At 51.6% G+C, this 19885-nt stretch carries 17 protein-coding genes; 16 read left to right on the forward strand and 1 reads right to left on the reverse strand.

Annotation, left to right across the window (positions count from 1 at the left end; genetic code table 11):
• Window positions 1-114 precede the first annotated feature (114 nt).
• The 11 genes from ACLD72_RS07125 to ACLD72_RS07175 all read left to right on the forward strand — a co-directional run bounded on the left by ACLD72_RS07125 (window position 115) and on the right by ACLD72_RS07175 (window position 12760).
• A complete protein-coding gene (locus ACLD72_RS07125) occupies window positions 115-1377 on the forward strand; it encodes a M20/M25/M40 family metallo-hydrolase (protein WP_411002208.1) in 1263 nt (420 codons plus the stop codon).
• Window positions 1378-1422: 45 nt separating this feature from the next.
• The gene (locus ACLD72_RS07130; RefSeq protein WP_411002207.1) at window positions 1423-2220 is read left to right on the forward strand and encodes a DUF3100 domain-containing protein; all 798 of its coding nucleotides are present in this window, start codon (window positions 1423-1425) and stop codon (window positions 2218-2220) included.
• On the forward strand, window positions 2217-2699 hold the full coding sequence (locus ACLD72_RS07135; protein ID WP_251587666.1) for a hypothetical protein: 483 nt from the start codon (window positions 2217-2219) through the stop codon (window positions 2697-2699). Before ACLD72_RS07130 ends, ACLD72_RS07135 begins: the two co-directional genes overlap by 4 nt.
• A 405-nt stretch (window positions 2700-3104) precedes the next feature.
• The gene (locus ACLD72_RS07140) at window positions 3105-5492 is read left to right on the forward strand and encodes a polyprenyl synthetase family protein (protein ID WP_411002249.1); all 2388 of its coding nucleotides are present in this window, start codon (window positions 3105-3107) and stop codon (window positions 5490-5492) included.
• Between the two features lie 109 nt (window positions 5493-5601).
• On the forward strand, window positions 5602-6774 hold the full coding sequence (locus tag ACLD72_RS07145) for a radical SAM protein (RefSeq protein ID WP_411002206.1): 1173 nt from the start codon (window positions 5602-5604) through the stop codon (window positions 6772-6774).
• A gap of 28 nt (window positions 6775-6802) precedes the next feature.
• A complete protein-coding gene (locus ACLD72_RS07150) occupies window positions 6803-7825 on the forward strand; it encodes a radical SAM protein (RefSeq protein ID WP_411002205.1) in 1023 nt (340 codons plus the stop codon).
• Complete coding sequence (ahbB, locus tag ACLD72_RS07155; RefSeq protein WP_411002204.1) at window positions 7826-8815, forward strand: siroheme decarboxylase subunit beta; 990 nt, start codon at window positions 7826-7828, stop codon at window positions 8813-8815.
• A gap of 116 nt (window positions 8816-8931) precedes the next feature.
• On the forward strand, window positions 8932-10413 hold the full coding sequence (locus ACLD72_RS07160) for a beta-N-acetylhexosaminidase (protein WP_458475660.1): 1482 nt from the start codon (window positions 8932-8934) through the stop codon (window positions 10411-10413).
• A gap of 380 nt (window positions 10414-10793) precedes the next feature.
• The gene (locus ACLD72_RS07165; RefSeq protein WP_411002202.1) at window positions 10794-11468 is read left to right on the forward strand and encodes an HAD family hydrolase; all 675 of its coding nucleotides are present in this window, start codon (window positions 10794-10796) and stop codon (window positions 11466-11468) included.
• A 30-nt stretch (window positions 11469-11498) separates the two neighbouring features.
• Window positions 11499-12260, forward strand: a complete 762-nt coding sequence (locus ACLD72_RS07170) for a GNAT family N-acetyltransferase (protein ID WP_411002201.1) — start codon at window positions 11499-11501, stop codon at window positions 12258-12260.
• A 14-nt stretch (window positions 12261-12274) separates the two neighbouring features.
• Entirely contained in the window at window positions 12275-12760 is a 486-nt protein-coding gene (locus tag ACLD72_RS07175) for a hypothetical protein (RefSeq protein WP_411002200.1), read from the forward strand.
• Between the two features lie 32 nt (window positions 12761-12792).
• Here the strand turns inward: ACLD72_RS07175 and ACLD72_RS07180 are convergent, their stop codons facing one another.
• On the reverse strand, window positions 12793-13941 hold the full coding sequence (locus tag ACLD72_RS07180; protein WP_411002199.1) for a cation:proton antiporter: 1149 nt from the start codon (window positions 13939-13941) through the stop codon (window positions 12793-12795).
• Window positions 13942-14262: 321 nt separating this feature from the next.
• Here ACLD72_RS07180 and ACLD72_RS07185 point away from each other — a divergent pair, with 321 nt between their 5' ends.
• The 5 genes from ACLD72_RS07185 (at window position 14263) to ACLD72_RS07205 (ending at window position 19882) form a co-directional block, all read left to right on the forward strand.
• Window positions 14263-14808: a helix-turn-helix domain-containing protein gene (locus ACLD72_RS07185; RefSeq protein WP_411002198.1), complete on the forward strand. Its 546-nt coding sequence runs from the start codon at window positions 14263-14265 to the stop codon at window positions 14806-14808.
• 24 nt (window positions 14809-14832) lie between these two features.
• On the forward strand, window positions 14833-15615 hold the full coding sequence (locus ACLD72_RS07190; RefSeq protein WP_411002197.1) for a response regulator: 783 nt from the start codon (window positions 14833-14835) through the stop codon (window positions 15613-15615).
• An 18-nt stretch (window positions 15616-15633) separates the two neighbouring features.
• Window positions 15634-17445, forward strand: a complete 1812-nt coding sequence (locus ACLD72_RS07195) for a cache domain-containing sensor histidine kinase (RefSeq protein WP_458475661.1) — start codon at window positions 15634-15636, stop codon at window positions 17443-17445.
• Window positions 17446-17577: 132 nt separating this feature from the next.
• On the forward strand, window positions 17578-18951 hold the full coding sequence (locus ACLD72_RS07200; protein ID WP_411002195.1) for an ABC transporter substrate-binding protein: 1374 nt from the start codon (window positions 17578-17580) through the stop codon (window positions 18949-18951).
• Window positions 18952-18973: 22 nt separating this feature from the next.
• Window positions 18974-19882, forward strand: a complete 909-nt coding sequence (locus ACLD72_RS07205; RefSeq protein ID WP_458475662.1) for a carbohydrate ABC transporter permease — start codon at window positions 18974-18976, stop codon at window positions 19880-19882.
• The last annotated feature ends 3 nt before the right edge of the window (window positions 19883-19885 follow it).

Consider the following 19885-nt stretch of genomic DNA (forward strand, 5'->3'; position numbering starts at 1 on the left):
GCGCAGACCATAATAAGGTAAGAGATTTTTTTCAACAAATATTGACACAATTCGCTGCATTCAAATAAGATTTAATTTATGTTTATACAAAATTGGCTGTGGAGGTGAAACGAAATGTTTTTTAAACAACAGTATGAGGAGATCTCCAAAATCGGCAAAACGATTTTCGACCATCCTGAGCTGGGTTACAAGGAGTTCTCAACAAGCGCAATGGTGTCGGATTATTTACGGAAGGTGAACCCGGACGTTGCCCTGGAAACCTTCAGCACCACCGGTATAAAAACGACGCTCGGACCGGGCAAGCCGTTACATATCGCGTTTATCGCCGAGTTGGATGCCGTGTACGCGCCAACTCACTGGCGGGCGGACAAGGAGACCGGGGCGGCGCATAACTGCGGCCATTATACGCAAGTGGCGATCGCGCTCGCTCTGTACAACTATTTCATTACGACAAAAGCGTATGAGGCGTATGATTATACACTGTCGTTCGTTTTTGTGCCTGCCGAAGAATACCTTGATCTGGCTTACCGGGAAGAACTGCTTCAGCAGGGCAAAATCTCTTATTACGGCGGCAAACCGGAAGCGATGAAGCTGGGCGTCTTTGACGGCATCGATATCGGTATCTGCGTTCACGCTATGGGCGGGGAATACCCGCGGCGGACGATTGAAATCAATTGCGATTTGGCCGGATTTTTGTACAAGAAATACAGCTTTACGGGCAAGGCAAGCCACGCCGGCTTTGATCCGTTTTCGGGAAAAAACGCGTACAGCATGTCCACGCTGTTCAATGTGGCGCTTGGCTTATGCCGCCAGCAGCTGAAGGACGCGGAAAAAGTACGCATGAACCCGATCGTGATGTCCTCGGATATGTCCACCAACGTGATTCCGAACCAGATTACGGTCGGCACGGATCTGCGGACTCAAACTGTCGAATACATGACCGATGTGGCCGCGAAAATGGACGATGCCGCCAAAGGCAGCGCGCTGGCGCTGCAGGGCGAGGTCGCAATCGAAACGCAGATGGGGTATTTGCCGTTCGTGCAGGACCGGTATCTATCGGAATTCGTGCTGGAAGCGTTCCGCGAAACCGGGGAGATCAGCGATTGTCTGAACAATAACGCGATCAGCGCGGCCGGCGACATCGGTGATTTGTCCTTTATGATCCCCTGCATCCAAATCGGTTACAGCGGTTTTACGGGAACGATTCACGGGGACGACTTTAAGGACATCGACCCGGAATTCATTTACGCCGTATTCCCCGAATTTTTGACCCGGGTGTTTGACCGCATGAACGGGCGCATCGACCGCAGCAAGCTGTACCGCCGTGCTTTCGCCGATTATGAGAAACTGCTGGCTTCCATCGTGACGCCCTCTTAAAGTGCCATGAAACGGAAATGACGAAAACCTATCGAGGAGAGACCCATGAAGTCGAAGTTAAACTTTATCTATCTGCTTATTTTCGTACTATTCGTAATCACCGTGTCCGAGTGGATCGGAATCCAGTCGATTCCGGTCGGCTCCGTGCGCATTAGTTTGCTGCCGCTCGTTTTCGCTATCTTGATTACGATGATTTTGGGCTTGGCTATATTCCGCAAAGGATTTATGAAAAAAATCTACAGCAAGGAAAACGTGGATTTTGCCGGCAAATACCTGATCTTTATCATGCTGCCGCTCATGGCTAGATACGGAGCCGATATCGCTCCGAAAATCCATGAGATTATGCAGGTTGGCTGGGTATTTATTCTGCAGGAAATCGGCAACTTGGGGACCGTCCTGCTGGGCTTGCCGGTGGCCATTTGGATCGGCCTGCGGCGCGAAGCTATCGGGGCTACGCTCGGCATCGGACGGGAAGGCGAACTGGCGTACATCTCCGAGAAGTATACGCTGGACTCCGACGAAGGCCGGGGCGTGTTGTCCCTGTATATCATCGGCACGCTGTTTGGCACGCTGTTCTTCAGCATCATTGCGCCGCTGATGAGAGCGGCCGGCTTCTCCGTTGAAGCGTTGGCCATGTCCTCCGGGGTCGGCTCCGCGAGCATGATGACCGGGGCATCCTCCGCGCTGATCGCGGGTGCGCCCGAGCGAGCCGACACGATCACCGCGTATGCGTCCGCCAGTCAACTGTTGACCAGTTTCCTCGGCACGTACACGATGGTGTTTTTGGCGGTGCCGCTACAGCGTTTTATGTACAAACTGTTGGTTAGGGGGAGAGCGAAATGACGAGCGGATTCAACAAATACGTTAAATACGCCTTGGTGCTCCTGCTTAGCGTGGCGCTGATCCTGTTCACGGAACAGGTCAAATATTGGAGAAATCCGGAATCTGGCTCCATCTCTTGGGATACGATCGGCGGGCTTGCCGTGCTGTGGTTGTTTTCCTTCATCGGCATCCTCATCTCGGCGGTCATGAAGAAGGTACCGGTCAAATTTTTGCAGGAATTCCCGGTGCTCGGCTGGGTGTCGATCACTTCGCTCATCTTTTGCCTTAGCTCCGATGTGTTCGTAAATGCGATTCAAGCGGTGAATTTCCTGGCGATCACGACACCGATCCTGACGTTCGCGGGCATTTCGGTGGCCAACCGGCTGGTGGATCTGCGCAAAACGTCCTGGCGCGTCGCCATCGTCGCCATTTTCGTCTTCACGGGAACGTATTTGGGCAGCGCGATTGTTTCGGAAATCGGTTTGGCCCTTACCCGCTGATTGCCGTGCATATAAAGCGGCGGTTAACCTTGGACCTGGCAGTTTTTTGCGGGTCCCGGTTGGCCGCCGCTTTTTTACGCCGTCTTTTACGTGGGGCCACCGCGAAATTAGCGGTATAAAAGGGCGTTATTTACATCAAGACAGGGGGGTCATCGCAAATAGAGGAATATTTTGTCGCTATCTTCGGCGGATGAGGGCGAAACTACCGTTTTTTTCAAGTCTGGAACAAAATAGAGACCAATAGTTCCGCTATTTCACGGACGAGGGATCGAAAATCAAAAATAACGCCTAAAATTACCGCTATCTAGTTGTAAATGGGGTGACTTTATTTGCAACGAAATGATAGCTTGCTGCGTAATCATAAATTACAACGTATCAAAGAATAGACAAGACGAGGTAGGCGTTATGAACATTGAACTTATTGAGGTTGCGGACGCTTCGTACCGAAGGGCCGAGGAGCGGGCGGCCGAATATTTTGCCGCGCTGAAGGCGCAGGTCCTTGAACAGAGTTATGTCCCCGGTTTAATTGGAGATTTCGGGCAGTGGAAAAGGAGGCACATCCATCGCGCCCCGCTGTCGGTTATTTTTGCCAAGACACGAAAAAGGCCCGATCCCTCCGATGTCCAAACCCATTTGAGGTGGTTGAACCGGTCGGGCAAACTGGACGCTTATTTGGAACGCAGCGTGTCCTATATCTATTTGCGCGATCTGGGCAAAGATTTGAATGAACCCCGTACGCTAAAGCGGGTGGAGCATTTCCTGGCGGACTTGAAAAAACACCTCCTACGTCCTGCCGAATCCGCCGAGGGTAACCTGCCCGAACTGATTAGCCTCAGGTCATTTTACCGCTGGGCCCAACAGGAAGACGTGGAGGATACCGCCATCTGGCTTATCGATAAACTCAAAAGCGTGTCCATCCATCTTCCTAAGGAAATGAATGCGGAGGAAGCCCAGCGGAAGCTGATCAAAATTATCCTTGGCGTCGTATTGCACGCCTTGGACGAAATCAGCGAAGAAGCTCCGGCCGCAAAGCGGGCGCAAACCCTGGAAGCGGCGATCAAGTCGGGTTATTATTATGGACTGACTTATCCTTTTATCGACGACCTGCTTGATTCCGCGGCGCTGAACGCGGACGAAAAGGAGCACTATTCCCGAATGATCCGCGCCGCGCTGATCAGCGGAACCGTACCTGAACCGGGGGAGTGGAGCGGCGGGCAGCGCGAATTGATGCGGTATGTGTACACGGAGCTTCGCGAAGCTTACGAGTACATTAAAAACCGTCAACCCGCGGAAGCCCAGCGGACGTTTTTCGACCAATCCTATGTTTTCTTTCATGCCCAGCATGTGGACAGGGTGAAGGAGCTCGCGCATGCGGACTATACCAACGAGGAACTTTATTTGCCTATTATTCTTAAATCCTCTTCGTCGCGGTTGATTGTCCGTTCCGTGATCGGCGCTCCTCAGGACGAGGGTTTTGACCGGCGGGTGTTTTATTACGGCTTGTACAACCAGTTGGCCGACGATTTCGCCGACTTGTCCGAAGATTTGGAGCGCGGCGCAGTAACGCCTTACACCTATTTTTATAAATACCGCCATCAACGCCCGGATTTGATCAATCCCTTCGAATTGTATTGGGCAGTCATCTTCCATTTGATTCATCATGTCTACCGCTCGGATGCGGCGGTACGCGAAATCCTGCTTGACCGGGCAATCAACGGGCTTAAGCGATATCGGAAACGCGCCGGTGCCAAGAAATATAACGAAGTGATGGGCGTCTTCTCCACGGGCAGTGCGGAATTGAACCAACTCATAGAGCGTATGGCGCACAAAGCGGAAGACGTGGATTTCTTGGATAAACTGCTGCGGGATCAGTTGCTCGCCGTCATGAACCGCCATCGAAGCGAACAGGAGCAATTTGCCGAAATCGTCCATACGGCCCGCCTGGCCATTAATAAACGGTTGCCGATCTCCAAACCGGAAGCCGCGGCTGGGCCGATGCAGGAACTGTTGATCGAAACGGCCAACTACAGCCTGGAAGGCAGCGGCAAACGGCTGCGGCCGATCCTCGCCTGGGTGATGGGCGTCAATGAGTACGGGCTGCCGGATGCGCAGCTTACGCCGCTGTTCAGAGCGCTCGAATATATGCATACCGCTTCCTTGATTTTCGACGACCTGCCGTCCCAGGACAACTCGTCTACGCGCCGAGGGAGGCCCACCCTGCACCGGGTTCATAACAGCGCGATCGCGGAATTGACGGGGATATTCCTGATCCAGAAAGCGATCGAGGAGGTTTCTTCCCTCGAAGGCTTCGCGAGCGGAGCCGTGCTTGCTTTGCTAAGGTACATGTCGCAAAAGGCCGGCGAAATTTGCATGGGGCAGGCGATGGACCTTAGCTCCAGAGGCAAGGCGCTGACTTTGGAGGAACTGAACCGGGTTTGTTTTTACAAAACCGGCATCGCTTTTGAGGTATCGCTGGTGGCCCCGGCCATTCTGGCCGGGGCGGGCGAAGCGGAGATGGACGTTCTGAAAACCTACTCCTATCACGCGGGGATCGCTTTTCAAATCAAGGATGACTTGCTGGATTGGGAAGGCGACTTGCAGCGTTTGGGCAAACCGCCCGGCAAGGATCAGGAGAACGAGAACTCCACGTTTGTGACGATCCTTGGCCAGGAAGACGCCAGAAAGCAAATGTGGGAACATTTCTGTCTGGCCGAGGAAGCCTTGAAGGAGCTGCCGCGGGGCACCGTTTTCTTAAAACATTTACTACATTTCATCGTGGGCCGGGATCGCTAGGCTTTTGCCTCGGCCGGTCCATGAATTATATTGTGTGAATTTTCACATACTTTGTTTATAATAATTTCGAATGGATAAATTTACTATCGCAGAGAAAGAGAGGAATGAAATGATCAATGTGACAAAACTGCTCACCGGCATGCAGGGCGAGGGGGATCATCTCCGCTATGACATCACGCCGGGAGACAAACCGCATGGCGTTTCGGCCGGCAAAGGGCCGGTTGTGGTCTGGAACGCGACGCGCTCCTGCAATTTAAGCTGCAAGCATTGCTACGCGGATGCCCGGGCGGCCAAGGAACCGGATGAGCTTTCCACAGCCGAAGCCAAAGCGTTTATCGACGACTTGGCTTCGTTTCAGGTGCCTGTGCTGCTTTTTTCCGGGGGAGAACCCCTGGTCCGCAAAGATATTTTGGAGCTGATCTCTTATGCGGCCGGCAAAGGGCTGCGTCCGGTCGTATCCACCAACGGAACGCTGATTACTCCCGAGAAAGCGAGGCTGCTGAAGGAGTCCGGGGTCAAGTATGTGGGTATCAGCCTCGATGGCTTGGAGGAGCGCCATGATTTGTTCCGTGGCCGGAAGGGAGCTTTTGCCCAGTCGCTGGCCGGTTTGCGCAACTGCCTGTCCGTCGGGCAAAAGGTGGGCGTACGGTTTACGATCAGCAAGCATACATATCCCGATTTGGATGGGGTGCTCGATTTGATCGACCAGGAGAACATCCCGCGCGCCTGCTTCTATCATCTCGTATATTCCGGTAGAGGAAGCACACTGCAGATGGAGGATGTTACCCGCGAACAATCGCGGCGGGCGCTTGATAAGATCATCGCCAAAACTTTGGATTTGCACCGGAAAGGGAAAAAGACGGAGCTGCTCACCGTGGACAACCATGCGGACGGGGTTTATTTGTATCAATGGATGAGGGAGCATGACCCGGAGCGGGCCTCCATTCTGCTCGGGCTGCTGCGGCGAAACGGCGGCAACCGTTCCGGGGTGGCCATCGGCTGCGTCGATTGGCATGGGCGTATTTATCCGGACCAATTCACCCGGGACCTGGAGATTGGCAACCTTCGAACACAGCAGTTCAGCGAAGTTTGGCGGGAAGCGGCCCACCCTGTCATGGCCGGATTGCGAGACCGGAAACCGCTGCTGAAAGGGCGGTGCACAGCGTGTGCTTGGCTGGATTTGTGCAACGGCAACTTCCGGGCAAGAGCGTCGGCCACCGGTGATTTCTGGGCGGCCGATCCTTCCTGTTATTTAAGCGACCATGAAATCGGGATCGTATAATGCGATTGTATAAAAAGGAGATAACGCCATGCTCGTATCCTGGAATGTGACCAGAAGATGCAATCTTTATTGCGAACACTGCTATCGCGATTCCGGACCGGAGTCGCCGACGGAGGGCGAACTGACGACGGAGGAAGGGCGCCGGCTGATAGATCAGATCAAGGAGGCGGGGTTCCGGATGCTCATTTTCAGCGGCGGCGAACCGCTGACCCGCGGCGATCTTTGCGAGTTGATCGCTTACGCGGCGGGGCGTGGGCTGCGCGCCGCACTGGGCAGCAATGGCACGCTGCTCGACAGCGCCAAAGCCGCTGAGCTGAAAGAAGCCGGTCTGGCAGGCATCGCCATCAGCATTGACAGCGCCTCTCCCGCCTACCACAACCGCTTTCGAAATGCGTCCGACGGGTGGGAGCGGGCGGTGCTGGGGATACGTTACGCGCGTGAAGCCGGACTTAAGGTTCAGATCAATATGACGCTGACCTCCGAAAATATGGACGACTTCGAGCGGGTGGCCGCATTGGCGGAGGAACTGGACGTTTCCTCACTGCATCCGTTTTTTCTCGTCCCGACCGGCCGCGGCATTTACATTGAAGAAAATGCGTTAAAGCGCGAACAATATTTCACCGCCTTAAAAAACGTCTTAACCAAGCGCAAGTCGACCTCGGTCGAAATCAAGCCGACCTGCGCTCCGCAGTTTATGCCTTTGGCCAAAAGCATGGGCCTCAACCTGCGCTACACGCGCGGCTGCCTGGCCGGTGTCGCCTATTGCTCTATCCTGCCTAACGGTGAGGTGCATATTTGCCCCTACCTCCCGGTCAAGGTCGGCGATGTGCGCGAGCGGCCGTTTCACGAGATTTGGGAAACCAGCCCGGCGTTTCAGGACTTAAGGAATTTCGAGAAATACGAAGGATCCTGCGGGTCGTGCCGGAATGTGGGGATTTGCGGGGGCTGCCGGGCCAGATCGTATTTTTACAGCGGCGGCAATTATTTGGCGGAGGAGCCATGGTGTCATAAAAGACCGGCTGCAAGAGCAGCGGGCGGGAGGGAAGCTTAAATGAAGCTGGATGCGCAGGATCGGTCTCTCCTGAACCGGCTGCAGGCCCGCATTCCTCTGACGGCTGAGCCTTGGCAAGCGGTTGGCGAAGAGCTGGGGCTGAAGCCGGGAGAAGTGCTGGAACGGCTAAAGGGGCTCAAGGAGCAGGGGGTTGTCAGGCGGATTGGCGGCGTTTTTAACCCGGCGGGTCTGGGTTACGCGGGAAGGCTCTATGCCATGGAGGTGGAGGAGAGCCGCTTCTACCAGGCTGCTGCCGTCGTCAACGGCTTTAAAGGGGTTACCCATAATTACCGCAGGCGGCATCGGCTGAATATGTGGTTTACGTTATCGGCACGGTCAGAGGAAGAGCGCGAGACGATTCTTGGGCCGATTCGTGAAGCGGCGGGTTATGCGCGGCTGTACGAATTTCCGTCCGAGCAGGTGTTCAAGCTGAACGTGTTTTTGAATATGGAAGGGAACGCCGAAAAGAGCAGCCCTCCGCTGCCCGGCAGCCTGGAGCGCGTGAGCCTTTCGCCGCGGCGGGCTTGCGAGACCGATGAACTCGATCTGCGGATCATTCGCGAGCTGCAGGGCGATATGCCGCTTTTACCCGATCCTTTTGCCGAGGTGGCGGACCGGGCTGGCTGCGGCCGAGACGAAGTATTGATCCGGCTGGAAAGGCTGCAGGCCACGGGGGTTCTGAAGCGGGTAGCCGCCGTTTTGCGGCACAGGGTGGCCGGTTTTTCCGCCAATGGCCTGTTTGTTGCGGTTCTGCCACAGGAAACAATCCGCGAAGCCGGTCAAAGGTTAGCTGGGTTCAAAGAGGTCAGCCATTGCTATCAGCGCCGTTCCTATCCGGATTGGCCGTACAATTTATATGCGATGATTCACGCCTCCGAGGAAGCGGAAGTGCAGCGTGTTGTCAGGGAGTTTGTTAAAGAAGCAGCGGTTGAGGCTTACGACATTCTGTTCAGTACGGAAGAGTTAAAAAAAACAAGCTGGTCCCTGTGATTTTTTGAGGAAATCGGCAGGCCCGGGGGCAGCAGCTGTGTTAATATGGAGAGAGGTTCAAGTGCCATTTCGGAATAAAACCAATGTGAGGTGAGCTAATGGAAACTCAGCATGGAATGGGAAGTCTTTTTCCGAGCGTGCAGCAGTTTACAACAGCGTCCGAAGAACGGTGGAAGCCGGCCCCTTCCTCCAAAATTGTAATCATTTCCAATGCAAAATCCAACGGCAATCCGCGGCTTGACGACACGGTGTCGCTGCTTCAGTCGGAATTTATGGCTAAACGGCTGCCGACCGAAAACAAGCTGCCGGTTCGATATGGAGCCATCGGCGATGCCGCCCCCGGCGATCTGGTCATCGAGCTTGCCGAACCGCCTGAAACAAGCAGCCCGGAAGGCTACACGATCGATATTGGCAGTTTTGTTAAAATCACAGCGCCTGGCGAGCGAGCGGTCATGTACGGCGGGCGAACCGTGCTGCAGCAGTTGCTGCGGAAGGGCTATCTGCCTTGCGGCAAGGCCGTCGATTACCCGGCGGTGCAAGAACGGGCGCTGCATGTGGATATGGGGAGAAAGTTTTTTACGGCCGAATGGATCGTGGCAAGAATTAAGGAAATGTCCTGGCTGAAGCTAAACGCGCTGCAGCTGCATTTTTCGGAAAACGAAGGTTTTAGGCTGCAGAGCGACCGGCATTCGGAGGTCATGTCGCCGGAATATTTAACGAAGGAGCAAGTGCAGGAGATCACCCGGGTGGCGAGGCGTTATCACATTACGCTGATCCCTTCCCTGGATTCGCCGGGCCACCTGGGATACGCGCTGCGGAATCATCCGGACTGGCTGTTGAAAGATACGAATGGAGTTCCGGCCAAGGGAGCGCTGGATATTACGAATCCGCACGCCAGAGCGTTTGTGCTGGATTTGATTGATGAATATGCTGAACTGTTTCATGCCAGCCCTTATTTCCATATCGGCGGAGACGAATTTATCGATTTTGAGAAGTTTGGAGCGTACCCCCAGTTGGAGGCATATGCCCGGGAGACGTTGGGGATCCAGGGCGGAACAGGCGTCGATACGTATATCGACTATATTAACGACATTGCCGATTATCTGGAGCGGAAGGGTTTTGTCGTGCGGGTGTGGAACGACGGCTTTTACCGGGCCGATCAGACGGAACGCGCCGCGCTCAAGTCTACCATGCAAATCGCCTATTGGACCAAATGGCACCGCAATATGGCCAGGGTGCAAGCTTTTATGGACAAAGGCCATGACGTATTGAATTATAACGATTCGTATTTCTACTATGTGCTGGGGGAAAATGCCGGATACAAGTATCCAACGGGAAAAAAGATCTACGATAGCTGGCATCCCGGCGTGTTCCCCAGAGTGAGCGAGGCGGAAGGGCAGGAGTACGCGAGGCCATACCCCGACGCATTGATCGGCTGCTCTTTTGCCATTTGGAGCGACAAACCGTCGGCGCAGACCGAAGCCGAAGTAAGCGCCGGCATCGCCGAACCGCTGCGGGCCATGGCCGAAAAATCATGGCTTGCGGTGAATCGTTACGGCAGCTACGAGGAGTTTAAAGCGGCGTTTACGTTCTTATAGATATCGGATCGATGATCCCTACTTTTTCATGGAAGTAGGGATTTTTATTAAAACAAGGCTACTTAAGTGAGGGGATGCACTATGCAGCGGCTGGGTTTAGACTAAATGGCCTTCAAAATAGCGGAACTTTATGTACTTATTATTCGAGGCCAGGCATGTTTACCTCCATTAGCGACATTTTTTGTCCTTATTTTCCTATGAATGGTCCAGAACTGGGGCATTTCTATGCGATCCGAGAAAATAGCGACATAAATTTCCGCTAATGCTCTCAAATGGACGGACATCGCTAGAATAACGACATTTTTTTCCCTTATGTTTTTTGCTGGAATGTAATGATAGTGTCGCGGACAATAATCTTCTTTTCTAAGGAATGATAAAAAATGAAACCGCTTGAAGTCGTCAGTTTGGATATGTTCCAAACTTTAGTGAATGTGGATTCTAGAATCGAGCAGATATGGAAGCCGATATTAGTAAATACCTATACGTATGAAGCTGCAGACGAGTGCGGGCGTTTATTATTAAGTTATTTTTTTGAACATTGGCAACAGATGAAAGAAACGAAACTATTTTTTCTTATGAGGGAAGTCTATGAACGCAGTTTCGGTAGTTTATTCCGGCAAATGAACCTGTCATACGAGTCGGCGGCCGCCCTTGAGATTTTATTTGAAGAACACACACGTTCGGAATTTTATGAAGACACGGTCGGATTTTTAAAAAGAATCTTGCAAAAGTACAAAGTATGTATTGTAAGTGATGCAGACGAGGCGATGATTCCGGAATTTTATAAGGAATACGGGATGCGGATTTTGACTTCCGAACGGTATCGGTCTTATAAAAATGACGAACACAATACGATGTTTAAAGAACTGCTGCAAATTTATCATACGAACCCGGACAAAGTTATCCATATCGGAGATTCGGTTTCCGATGTTGTAGGGGCAAAGCGAGAAGGCATAAAAGCATGCTGGTTGAACCGGCATAAACGCACTTGGAAACATGAGGTTGAACCGGACTTTGTCATAGAAACATTAAGCGATTTAGAAAGTATTCTGTAATTTATCCGTGGAAGGAAGGTCCCGAATCCGATGCAAGCTATTCAGATGATTGAATTAAATCAGCAAAACCTTGAAGAAGAAGGAGGATATTGCTTAAGAAGCAAACCACTATCAACCGGATATCAGAACAAAAACAACTGGTTAAAGAACGAACTGGCAGCGGGCTTAAAAGACATAAAGCTGATGGAAAACGGAAAACAAGCGGGATTTATAGAGTATACGGCTGCGGAATATTCATCCAGAGTCGTTCACGCCAACGATTATTTGATCATCCATTGCTTATGGGTCAACATTTCCGGAAAAGGCTATGGAACTAGGCTGATCCATAAATGCATTGAAGATGCAAGACAACAAAATAAATGCGGTGTTGCGGTAATCACCAATTCGGACACTTCCTGGACTCCGAGCAAAGACATCTTCTTGAAAAACGGATTTAATGTCATTCAAGAAGCGCCCTACGGATTTGAACTGTTGGTACATCCGCTCAAGGATGGTCCACTTCCTTTTTTTCCAAACAATTGGGAGGAAAGATTGAAAGCTTCCGATGAACTAACCATTTTCCGCACCAACCAATGCCCGTTTGTGGACGTTGCTACCGAAAATATGCTGGAAGGGGCCCGAAAGCTCGGGATTGAAGCCAAAGTCATTGATATGAAAAACAGAGAAGAATTGATGGCGTTATCCCCGACGCCGTATGGCATTTTTGGGGTTACTTATCGCGGGCAATTAGTTACTTTCCACAGGCTTACCGTTCATTCCGCAATCAAAAAACTTAAATCCCTTTGTAATTAAGGAGCTTAACCGAGATGTTTGAAGCCAAAAGACATATTCGTATTGGTGCGGAGGAATGGGTAGAGGACATAGAAGACAACCATGTCGATGTTGTCGTTACCTTTCCCGATGCTACACTATGGATTGCTGATTTCTATACGATAAAATGTATTGAATCGATCAGGCAGGATTATTCAGAGAACGGACACTGCTTGAACGGGGCTTATTGGTGTTCCAATCACGTCATTATTGTAGACAATGTCAGCCGAGCACGTATTGAACAAGTGGTTGATGAGCTGATCACGAAAAACGAATTCCAGTACGCCTTTGAGTATTTCGGCGCGGTGAATGAAAGAGACCTGGAGCTGACACAATACCCCGAACATTTTTTTGACGGTAATTCCAAGATAGACCCATCTTATGTGTCCTGGCATGCCGTACAATTAAAACAAATGCTGGATCAGTCCAGTCCGGAAACAAGAGAAAAAATACTCAAGGAGATTTTGGAGATCTCTCCTTGAGTCTACAATTTCAATTCAAAAGCCCATGCAAGCTACAGCGTGCCGGGCTCATTCTCCTTTTCGCTAAAAAACAGCTTCATCATCGGCGGGGTGACGATCGTAGTAACCAGCACGACCAGTACAATGACGGCGAACATCCCTTCGTTCAGCAGCCCGGCTTCTTGACCGATGGCGGCAATGATCAGCGCGACTTCGCCCCGGGACACCATCGCCGCGCCGATTGCCAGGGCGCTTCGCCAACCGAAGCCGGAGGCTTTAGCCCCAAAGGCCGATCCCAATAATTTGGTGGCAATGGCCAGCACGCTTAATCCGGCAATCAGCCCAAACTGGGAGGAAACCGCGGAAAAGTCGACCTTTACGCCAATCGTCGTAAAAAACACGGGGACAAACACGGCGTATCCAATCGTTTCGATTTTTTCGGTAACCTCATGTTTATACGTGGTAAGGCTGATTGCCACCCCCGCAATATACGCCCCGATAATGGCAGCCACACCAGCGAATTCAGCCATGTAAGCAAACAGGAAGCAAATGATCAATGCTGCGGAGATGACCGACTCCGACACGCGGAGCGGAGAGAACTTGCGCAGCACCCAAGGGACAACTTTCCAACTCAAACCAATCGCAGCCGCAAAAAACGCGAACTTCTTCAAAATAATCATTCCCAAGTTTACGTCACCGCCGGCGAAGCTCATGACAAAGGCCAGCAGGATAATGACGAGAACATCGTCAATCACGGCCGCCCCCAGGATTGTAGCTCCCTCTCTGGATTTGAGCCTGCCCATTTCTTTCAGTGCTTGTACCGAAATGCTGACGCTTGTCGCGGACAGCAGCAGCCCGAGAAAAATGGCCTCAAATACGGGCATGCCGATAAGAACACCCGATAGATATCCCAATCCGAAAGGAAGGGCGATGCCGGCTAAACCTACATAAGCGGAGGCTTTGCCGGTTTTCTTGAATTCACCCGCATCCGTTTCCAGCCCCGCGATAAACATGAGTATTATGACGCCGATCTGGCTTATTTCATCGAGAATATCGGTTTCATGGATCAAGCCCAACACTGCGGGGCCAAGCAGAATGCCGATGAGCAGCTTCCCCAAAACCGCAGGCTGCCGTAATCTTACGCTTAGATCTCCGGCTAATTTAGATGCAATCAGAATAATGGCCAGTTCTAAAATCAGCATGTCAATCGTCCTCCATTGAAGTGAATTGTGCGGAAAAAATTAAAAAAAATGCAAAAAGAGCCTGCAACCACGGGAATGTTATGCCGAAAATGACATACCACTCCCTTGGTGACAGGCTCCTCCAAGTGAAGCATTTTAAATTTTTAACCAACAAGCGTCATTATATCAAAAAGTATAATTGTTGCCAATAGGTATAACAAGAATCACAGTTATGTTAAATTACCCCGATCAATTTGTTAAAATTTATTGACAATTCCAATTAAATGTTGTTTCATTTGATTAAACCAAGTTGAATTCATTTTTATTTAGGGGATAACTCACGTGGAACTGGGCAGTAAAATCCGAAAGATCCGTAAAGCACAAAACCGCAGTCTGGACGACATCGCCAAAGTTTGCGGATTTACGAAAAGCCTGTTGTCCAAAATCGAAAACGGGAAAACGGTGCCCCCGATCGGCACGCTCATCAAGATTGCCGAAGCGTTGGGCACCAAAGTCTCCGTGCTGCTCGATGACAGTGATCTGCATGGAACCGTACACACCACGAAAACGGCGAGCCTGGATAAAATGGTCCGCACCGATAAAGGGTATTCCTTTTCCGCGATTGCGGCGGAACGGCCGGAGAAATTGATGCAGCCGTTTTATTTTGTGGCCAGGAAGGGGAAGACGGGCAAACGAACGCTGTCTCATGTCGGACAGGAATTTATTTATGTTCTGGAAGGCACCATGATCTATTACGTAGGCAACGAAGCGTATACGCTAAACGCCGGCGACAGCTTGTATTTCGACTCCTTCGAAAATCATAAATATACGCCGGTGACGGATGAGGTCAAGTATTTGTCGGTGTTTTGCTCCGATTCCAAAGCTTAATGGCGGAAAAAGAGGGGATGGAAAATGCTGAACATTTTGGTCGTGGACGACGAACCGAAGCACCGGAAAGGGCTGTCGCGGATGCTTCAGGGGCTAAACCCGAAGCACAACATTTTTCATGCCAGGGACGGTGCGGAGGCGCTTGAAAGCATCAGCGTTCATCCCATTGACCTGGTTTTTACGGACATTCAAATGCCGGTCATGGGCGGGCTCGAATTTGTGGAGCACTTGACCCGCCGCGGCGGGAACGAATGCGTTATTATTATGAGCGCGTATTCGGAGTTTGCTTATGCGCAGCGCGCGCTCCAGCTTGGCGCCCGCGATTATTTGCTCAAGCCGGTAGAAGAGGACAGAATCGCGCCGCTGCTGGCGAAAGCGGAACAAAAAGCAAATACCGTGCGTCTCGCCGCCTCGAAGGCGTCCAGGGAATGGCTTTTCGCGTTGAGCGATCGCCCGAATGACCGGAAGCGATGTAAAGCCGAGATGATTATCGAAAGCTGCAAAACTTATATTGACACGCATTACCATGAAGAAGATTTGTCGCTAAGCACGCTGGCCGCGAAATTTCATTTTAATCCTTCGTATTTTTGCAACCTTTTCAAAACGCATTCGCGTATGACCATCCACCAATACATTACCCAAACCCGCATGAAGGCGGCGGCAAAGCTGCTGCTGCATACCTCGCAAAAGGTATACCAAATTGCCGAAAACGTCGGCTATAAGGATGTTAAGTACTTTATCCGCCTGTTTCGCAAGGAATTCGGCACAAGTCCGGAAGAATACCGCCATCTGTCCGCCATTCGCTGAATAAGGAAGGGATGTCATTTGAGAGGACGCTACGGTTTGCCGCGATTAAAGGATCTTCGCTACAGGACCAAACTTTTTTTATCCTATGCCCTCATTATCACGATTCCGCTTGGCATCCTCAGCTCTAAATATTATTTCTCCAGCAGGGAATTCGTCTCCGAATTCGCCCGGCAAAACCTTTACTCCATCGTGAAGCAAAACAACGAAATCATCGACGCCGAGCTCGCCCGGGTGGAGGAAAGCAGCCTCGCCCTGATTGCGGAGCAGATGCTGTACGAGCAATATTTGCATGCGAACCCGAAGGACGAATACAGCATGATTACGATGGAAAAAAAGGTCAGCCGCGCGCTCAACAAATACTTTCCCGATTTGCAGGACATGTATTCGCTCCATTTAATCACCAGCTATTCCAACATCGGCCCGACGGGAGCTTCCGCATTGATCCCTTATGAAAATTTTAACGAGACCAGTCTATACCAGGCTGCGGTAAAAGGGGACGGGGGGCTGGCGTGGGTCCCTACCTTTTCGTTTGCGCAAATGTTCCAGCAGGAAATCAACCCGTCCAACCCGCCGGAATACTTCCGGCTGCTGGCCGGGGTACGCTTGCTCAAACTGTTCAAAATCAACAATGGCGAAGTAATCGAGCTGCAAGGCAAAGCCGAGCTCCCGGTGCTGCTCATCACCTATAAGCCGGATTATTACCGTGCCCGGTTCGAAAATGCGCTCCCTTCCGCAGGAGCTGCTTTTTTTATTGTAAGCCCGGGGGGAGAGGTGGTTGCCGGTACGGATATGAAGCGGACATATGCTGCCGGTAAGCCGGATTGGCTGGAGGAAATGACCAGGTTGAAAAGCGGGACTTTGACGATGATGGAGGACGGCCAGCCGCTGATCGTTTGCTTTGATACGTCCGAAGAGACGGGTTGGATTTCCGCGGTTACCATCTCGCCGGAAGCTTTGGGAGCCGCGTTTTTACCGGATATCAGGTCCTATACCTTCTATTTAACGTTGCTCCTGCTGATCGTTTCGCTCCTGCTGGCGTTGTTGTTCGCCAATTCGATCACCAGGCCGATTCATCAACTGCTGCGGGCGATCAAAAAGACGGGTGAAGGAGAATTCGATACCCGCATCCCGGTGGAGTCTTACAACGAGATGGGGTTGTTGATTCATAAATACAACCAAATGAACGTAAAAATCAAAAATTTAATCGAAGAGAATTACAAGGTCAAGCTCAGGGAAAAAGAGACGCAAATCATGTCGCTGAATATCCAGCTGAATCCGCATTTTTTGTACAACACCTTAAACATCATGAATTGGACGGCGCTGGAGAACGAGCAGAAAGAGCTGAGCCGGATGATCGTCAGCTTGTCCGCCATGCTGCAGTACACCTCCGAAAACAGCCGTGACATCGGTGATTTGGCGGAGGATTTAAATTGGCTCCGGCATTATATTTTTCTGACGAACGAGCGTTTTGAGGGTAAGTTTACCGTCACCTATGACATTTCCCCCGAGCTGTATTCGTATAAAGTTCCCAAGCTGTTTCTGCAGCCGTTTGTCGAAAATGCGATTGTCCACGGTTTTTCCCGCCTGCATACCGGGGGAAGGATTATGATCCGGGGCCGGATGGAGGGCGGCGAGCGCGTGTTCACGGTGGAAGACAACGGCATAGGCATTCCCGCCCATAGGCTGGAGCAATTATCCGAAATGCAGAGCGGCTCCATCGGCATCCACAACGTGGACAAAAGAATCAAGCTTATTTACGGGGAAGCCTACGGCGTATCCATTACTTCGCAAGAAGGGAAAGGGACCCAAGTACACATCCGCTTGCCTTAAAAAGGTTGAACACACATTTTAACCAACAAATAAAAATCCTCCACCAATCCAAAAATGTTCGAATTCTTTTTAGAACCGTGATTTTTTACAATAAATATACAAATCATTTTTAGCTGAATGGAGGGTTAGGGGATGATGAGTGCAAGGCGTTTTGCGGGATTGGCTTTAGCGGCGGTTCTTGCCGTCACCGTCGTGTTATCGGCCTGTTCGAACAGCGGAGGAACCTCCGAAAGCCAGGGCGGGACCCAGGGCGGCAGTGAAGAAAAGATCACGCTAAAGTTCTCCTTCTGGGGGGATACGATTGAGAAAAAAACGGTTACGGAAGCGCTCGAACGTTTTGAGCAGGAGACCGGAATTCAGGTGGAGCCGATGCACGTTCCGGCCGATTATTTAACCAAACTGACGACCATGGTGGCGGGGAATGTCGCCCCGGATCTCGGTTATTTGTCCTCCGGTGCCGCTTTGAGCTGGGGCGCGGACGGAAAACTGCTGAATCTCGCCCCGCTTATCGAAAAGGACCCGGATTTTAAAAAGGAGGATTATCTCGACCAGGTATGGTACGAAATCGCTCCCGGCAACATCATCGGGATGAGCACCGCGGTGGAAGGATACGGACTCATGTATAACAAGGATCTGCTGCTGGAAGCGGGCGTAGAACTGCCCCCGACCGACGCGGATAAAGCCTGGGATTGGGATACGTTTGTGGAATTTGCCAGAAAATTAACGCTGGATGACCAGGGAAGAAATGCGCTTGATCCCAACTTTAACCCGGACAAAATCAGACAGTACGGCCTTCAATACGATCCCTACAATATGATGGCGGCGGTGGTTTCTAATGGCGGCAACTTTTTGACGGAGGATGGAAAAGGGTTTGGGCTGGCCCAGCCGGAGGCGATCGAGGCGATCCAAAAGCTGGCGGATCTGATGTATGTTCACCATGTTTCGCCCACCCCGATGCAAACCAAAAACCTGCCCGATACAGCGCTGCAGACGAAAAAAGTCGCCATGACGGTCTCAGGGAACTGGGCTTTGCAAGCGTTTGCAGAACAGGATTTTAATTTGGGGGTTGGGGTGCTGCCGAAGCTTAAAGTCAGCAATACCCTTTTGGATGGGGCGCCGACGGTCATTTTCAACTCGACCAAGCACCCGGAGGAAGCATGGCTGCTCTATAAATATATGGCCGACCCTGAATCGGTGCTGCCGCTGATCGAAGGCGGCTTATGGATGCCGCTGAAAAAAGAATGGTACACGAATCCGGACCTGATAAACAAATGGGCGGCCGGAAACGAGGCGCATCCGGAAGGATACACCGAAGCCTTTATGAAGCAAACCATTGAAAGCGGCATCCGCACCCCGGGCTTCGAAGTGAAGAATCTGGACAAAATCAATGCGCTGGTAACGCCAGCCCTCGATTTGGTCTGGACGGGCAAAATGACGGCCGAAGCAGCGCTGAAGGGGGTGGAGCCCAAGGTGCAGCCGCTGATTCAAGGATATTACGGCAGGTAATATCCAGACTTATCCATTCATCATGATTGGGGGGATTCCTATTCTTCATAAACGCCGTATCGCTCTAGCAGGCATCCTGTTCGCCCTGCCCAGTATCTGCGGGCTGTTGCTGTTCGTCATTTTGCCGATGGTCGCCAGTCTGTTGCTCAGCTTTACGGATTACCGGATCGTAAATGCGCCCAAATTCATCGGGCTGGCGAATTATACGCGGCTGTTCAACGGCACGGATCAATATTTTTACAACTCGCTGTGGGTCACCTTCAAATATGTCGTGCTTCGCGTTCCGCTCGGCCTGGTCTTTTCGTTTATCGTTGCGTTTCTGTTGAACATGGAGTTTATCCGCGGCAAATCCGTGTTCCGCACGATTTATTATTTGCCGGCCATCGTGCCCGCGGTCGCGTCCTCGATGATTTGGATTTGGCTGTTTAGCCCGGACCTGGGCCTGTTCAACAGCTTCCTGGAAGCCTTGAATTTGCCGACGCTCGATTGGCTGTATTCCGAAACCACCGTGGTTCCTTCCATCGTGCTGATGAGCCTGTGGGGGATGGGGAGCACGATCATTATTTTCCTGGCGGGCCTGCAAGGCGTGCCGCGGTCTTTGTATGAAGCGGCCATTGTCGATGGCGCCGGCCCGCTCCGGAAGTTCCGCCATATCACGATCCCGATGATGACGCCGATTATTTTCTTCAACTTGATCATGGGGTCGATCGGAGCATTTCAGGTATTTACCGAGGCGCTGATTATGACGCAGGGCGGGCCCAACAATGCCAGCTTGTTTTATAACTACTACATTTACCGCCAGGCGTTTCAATTCGGCGAAATGGGGCAGGCGTCGGCCATTGCCTGGATTCTCTTTATGATCATCCTGCTGGTTACGGTTATCTTTTTCCGCACATCCAAGTCCTGGGTGTTCTATGAAAGCGAGGTGTAGCGT

Source organism: Paenibacillus lacisediminis (genome assembly GCF_046567315.2).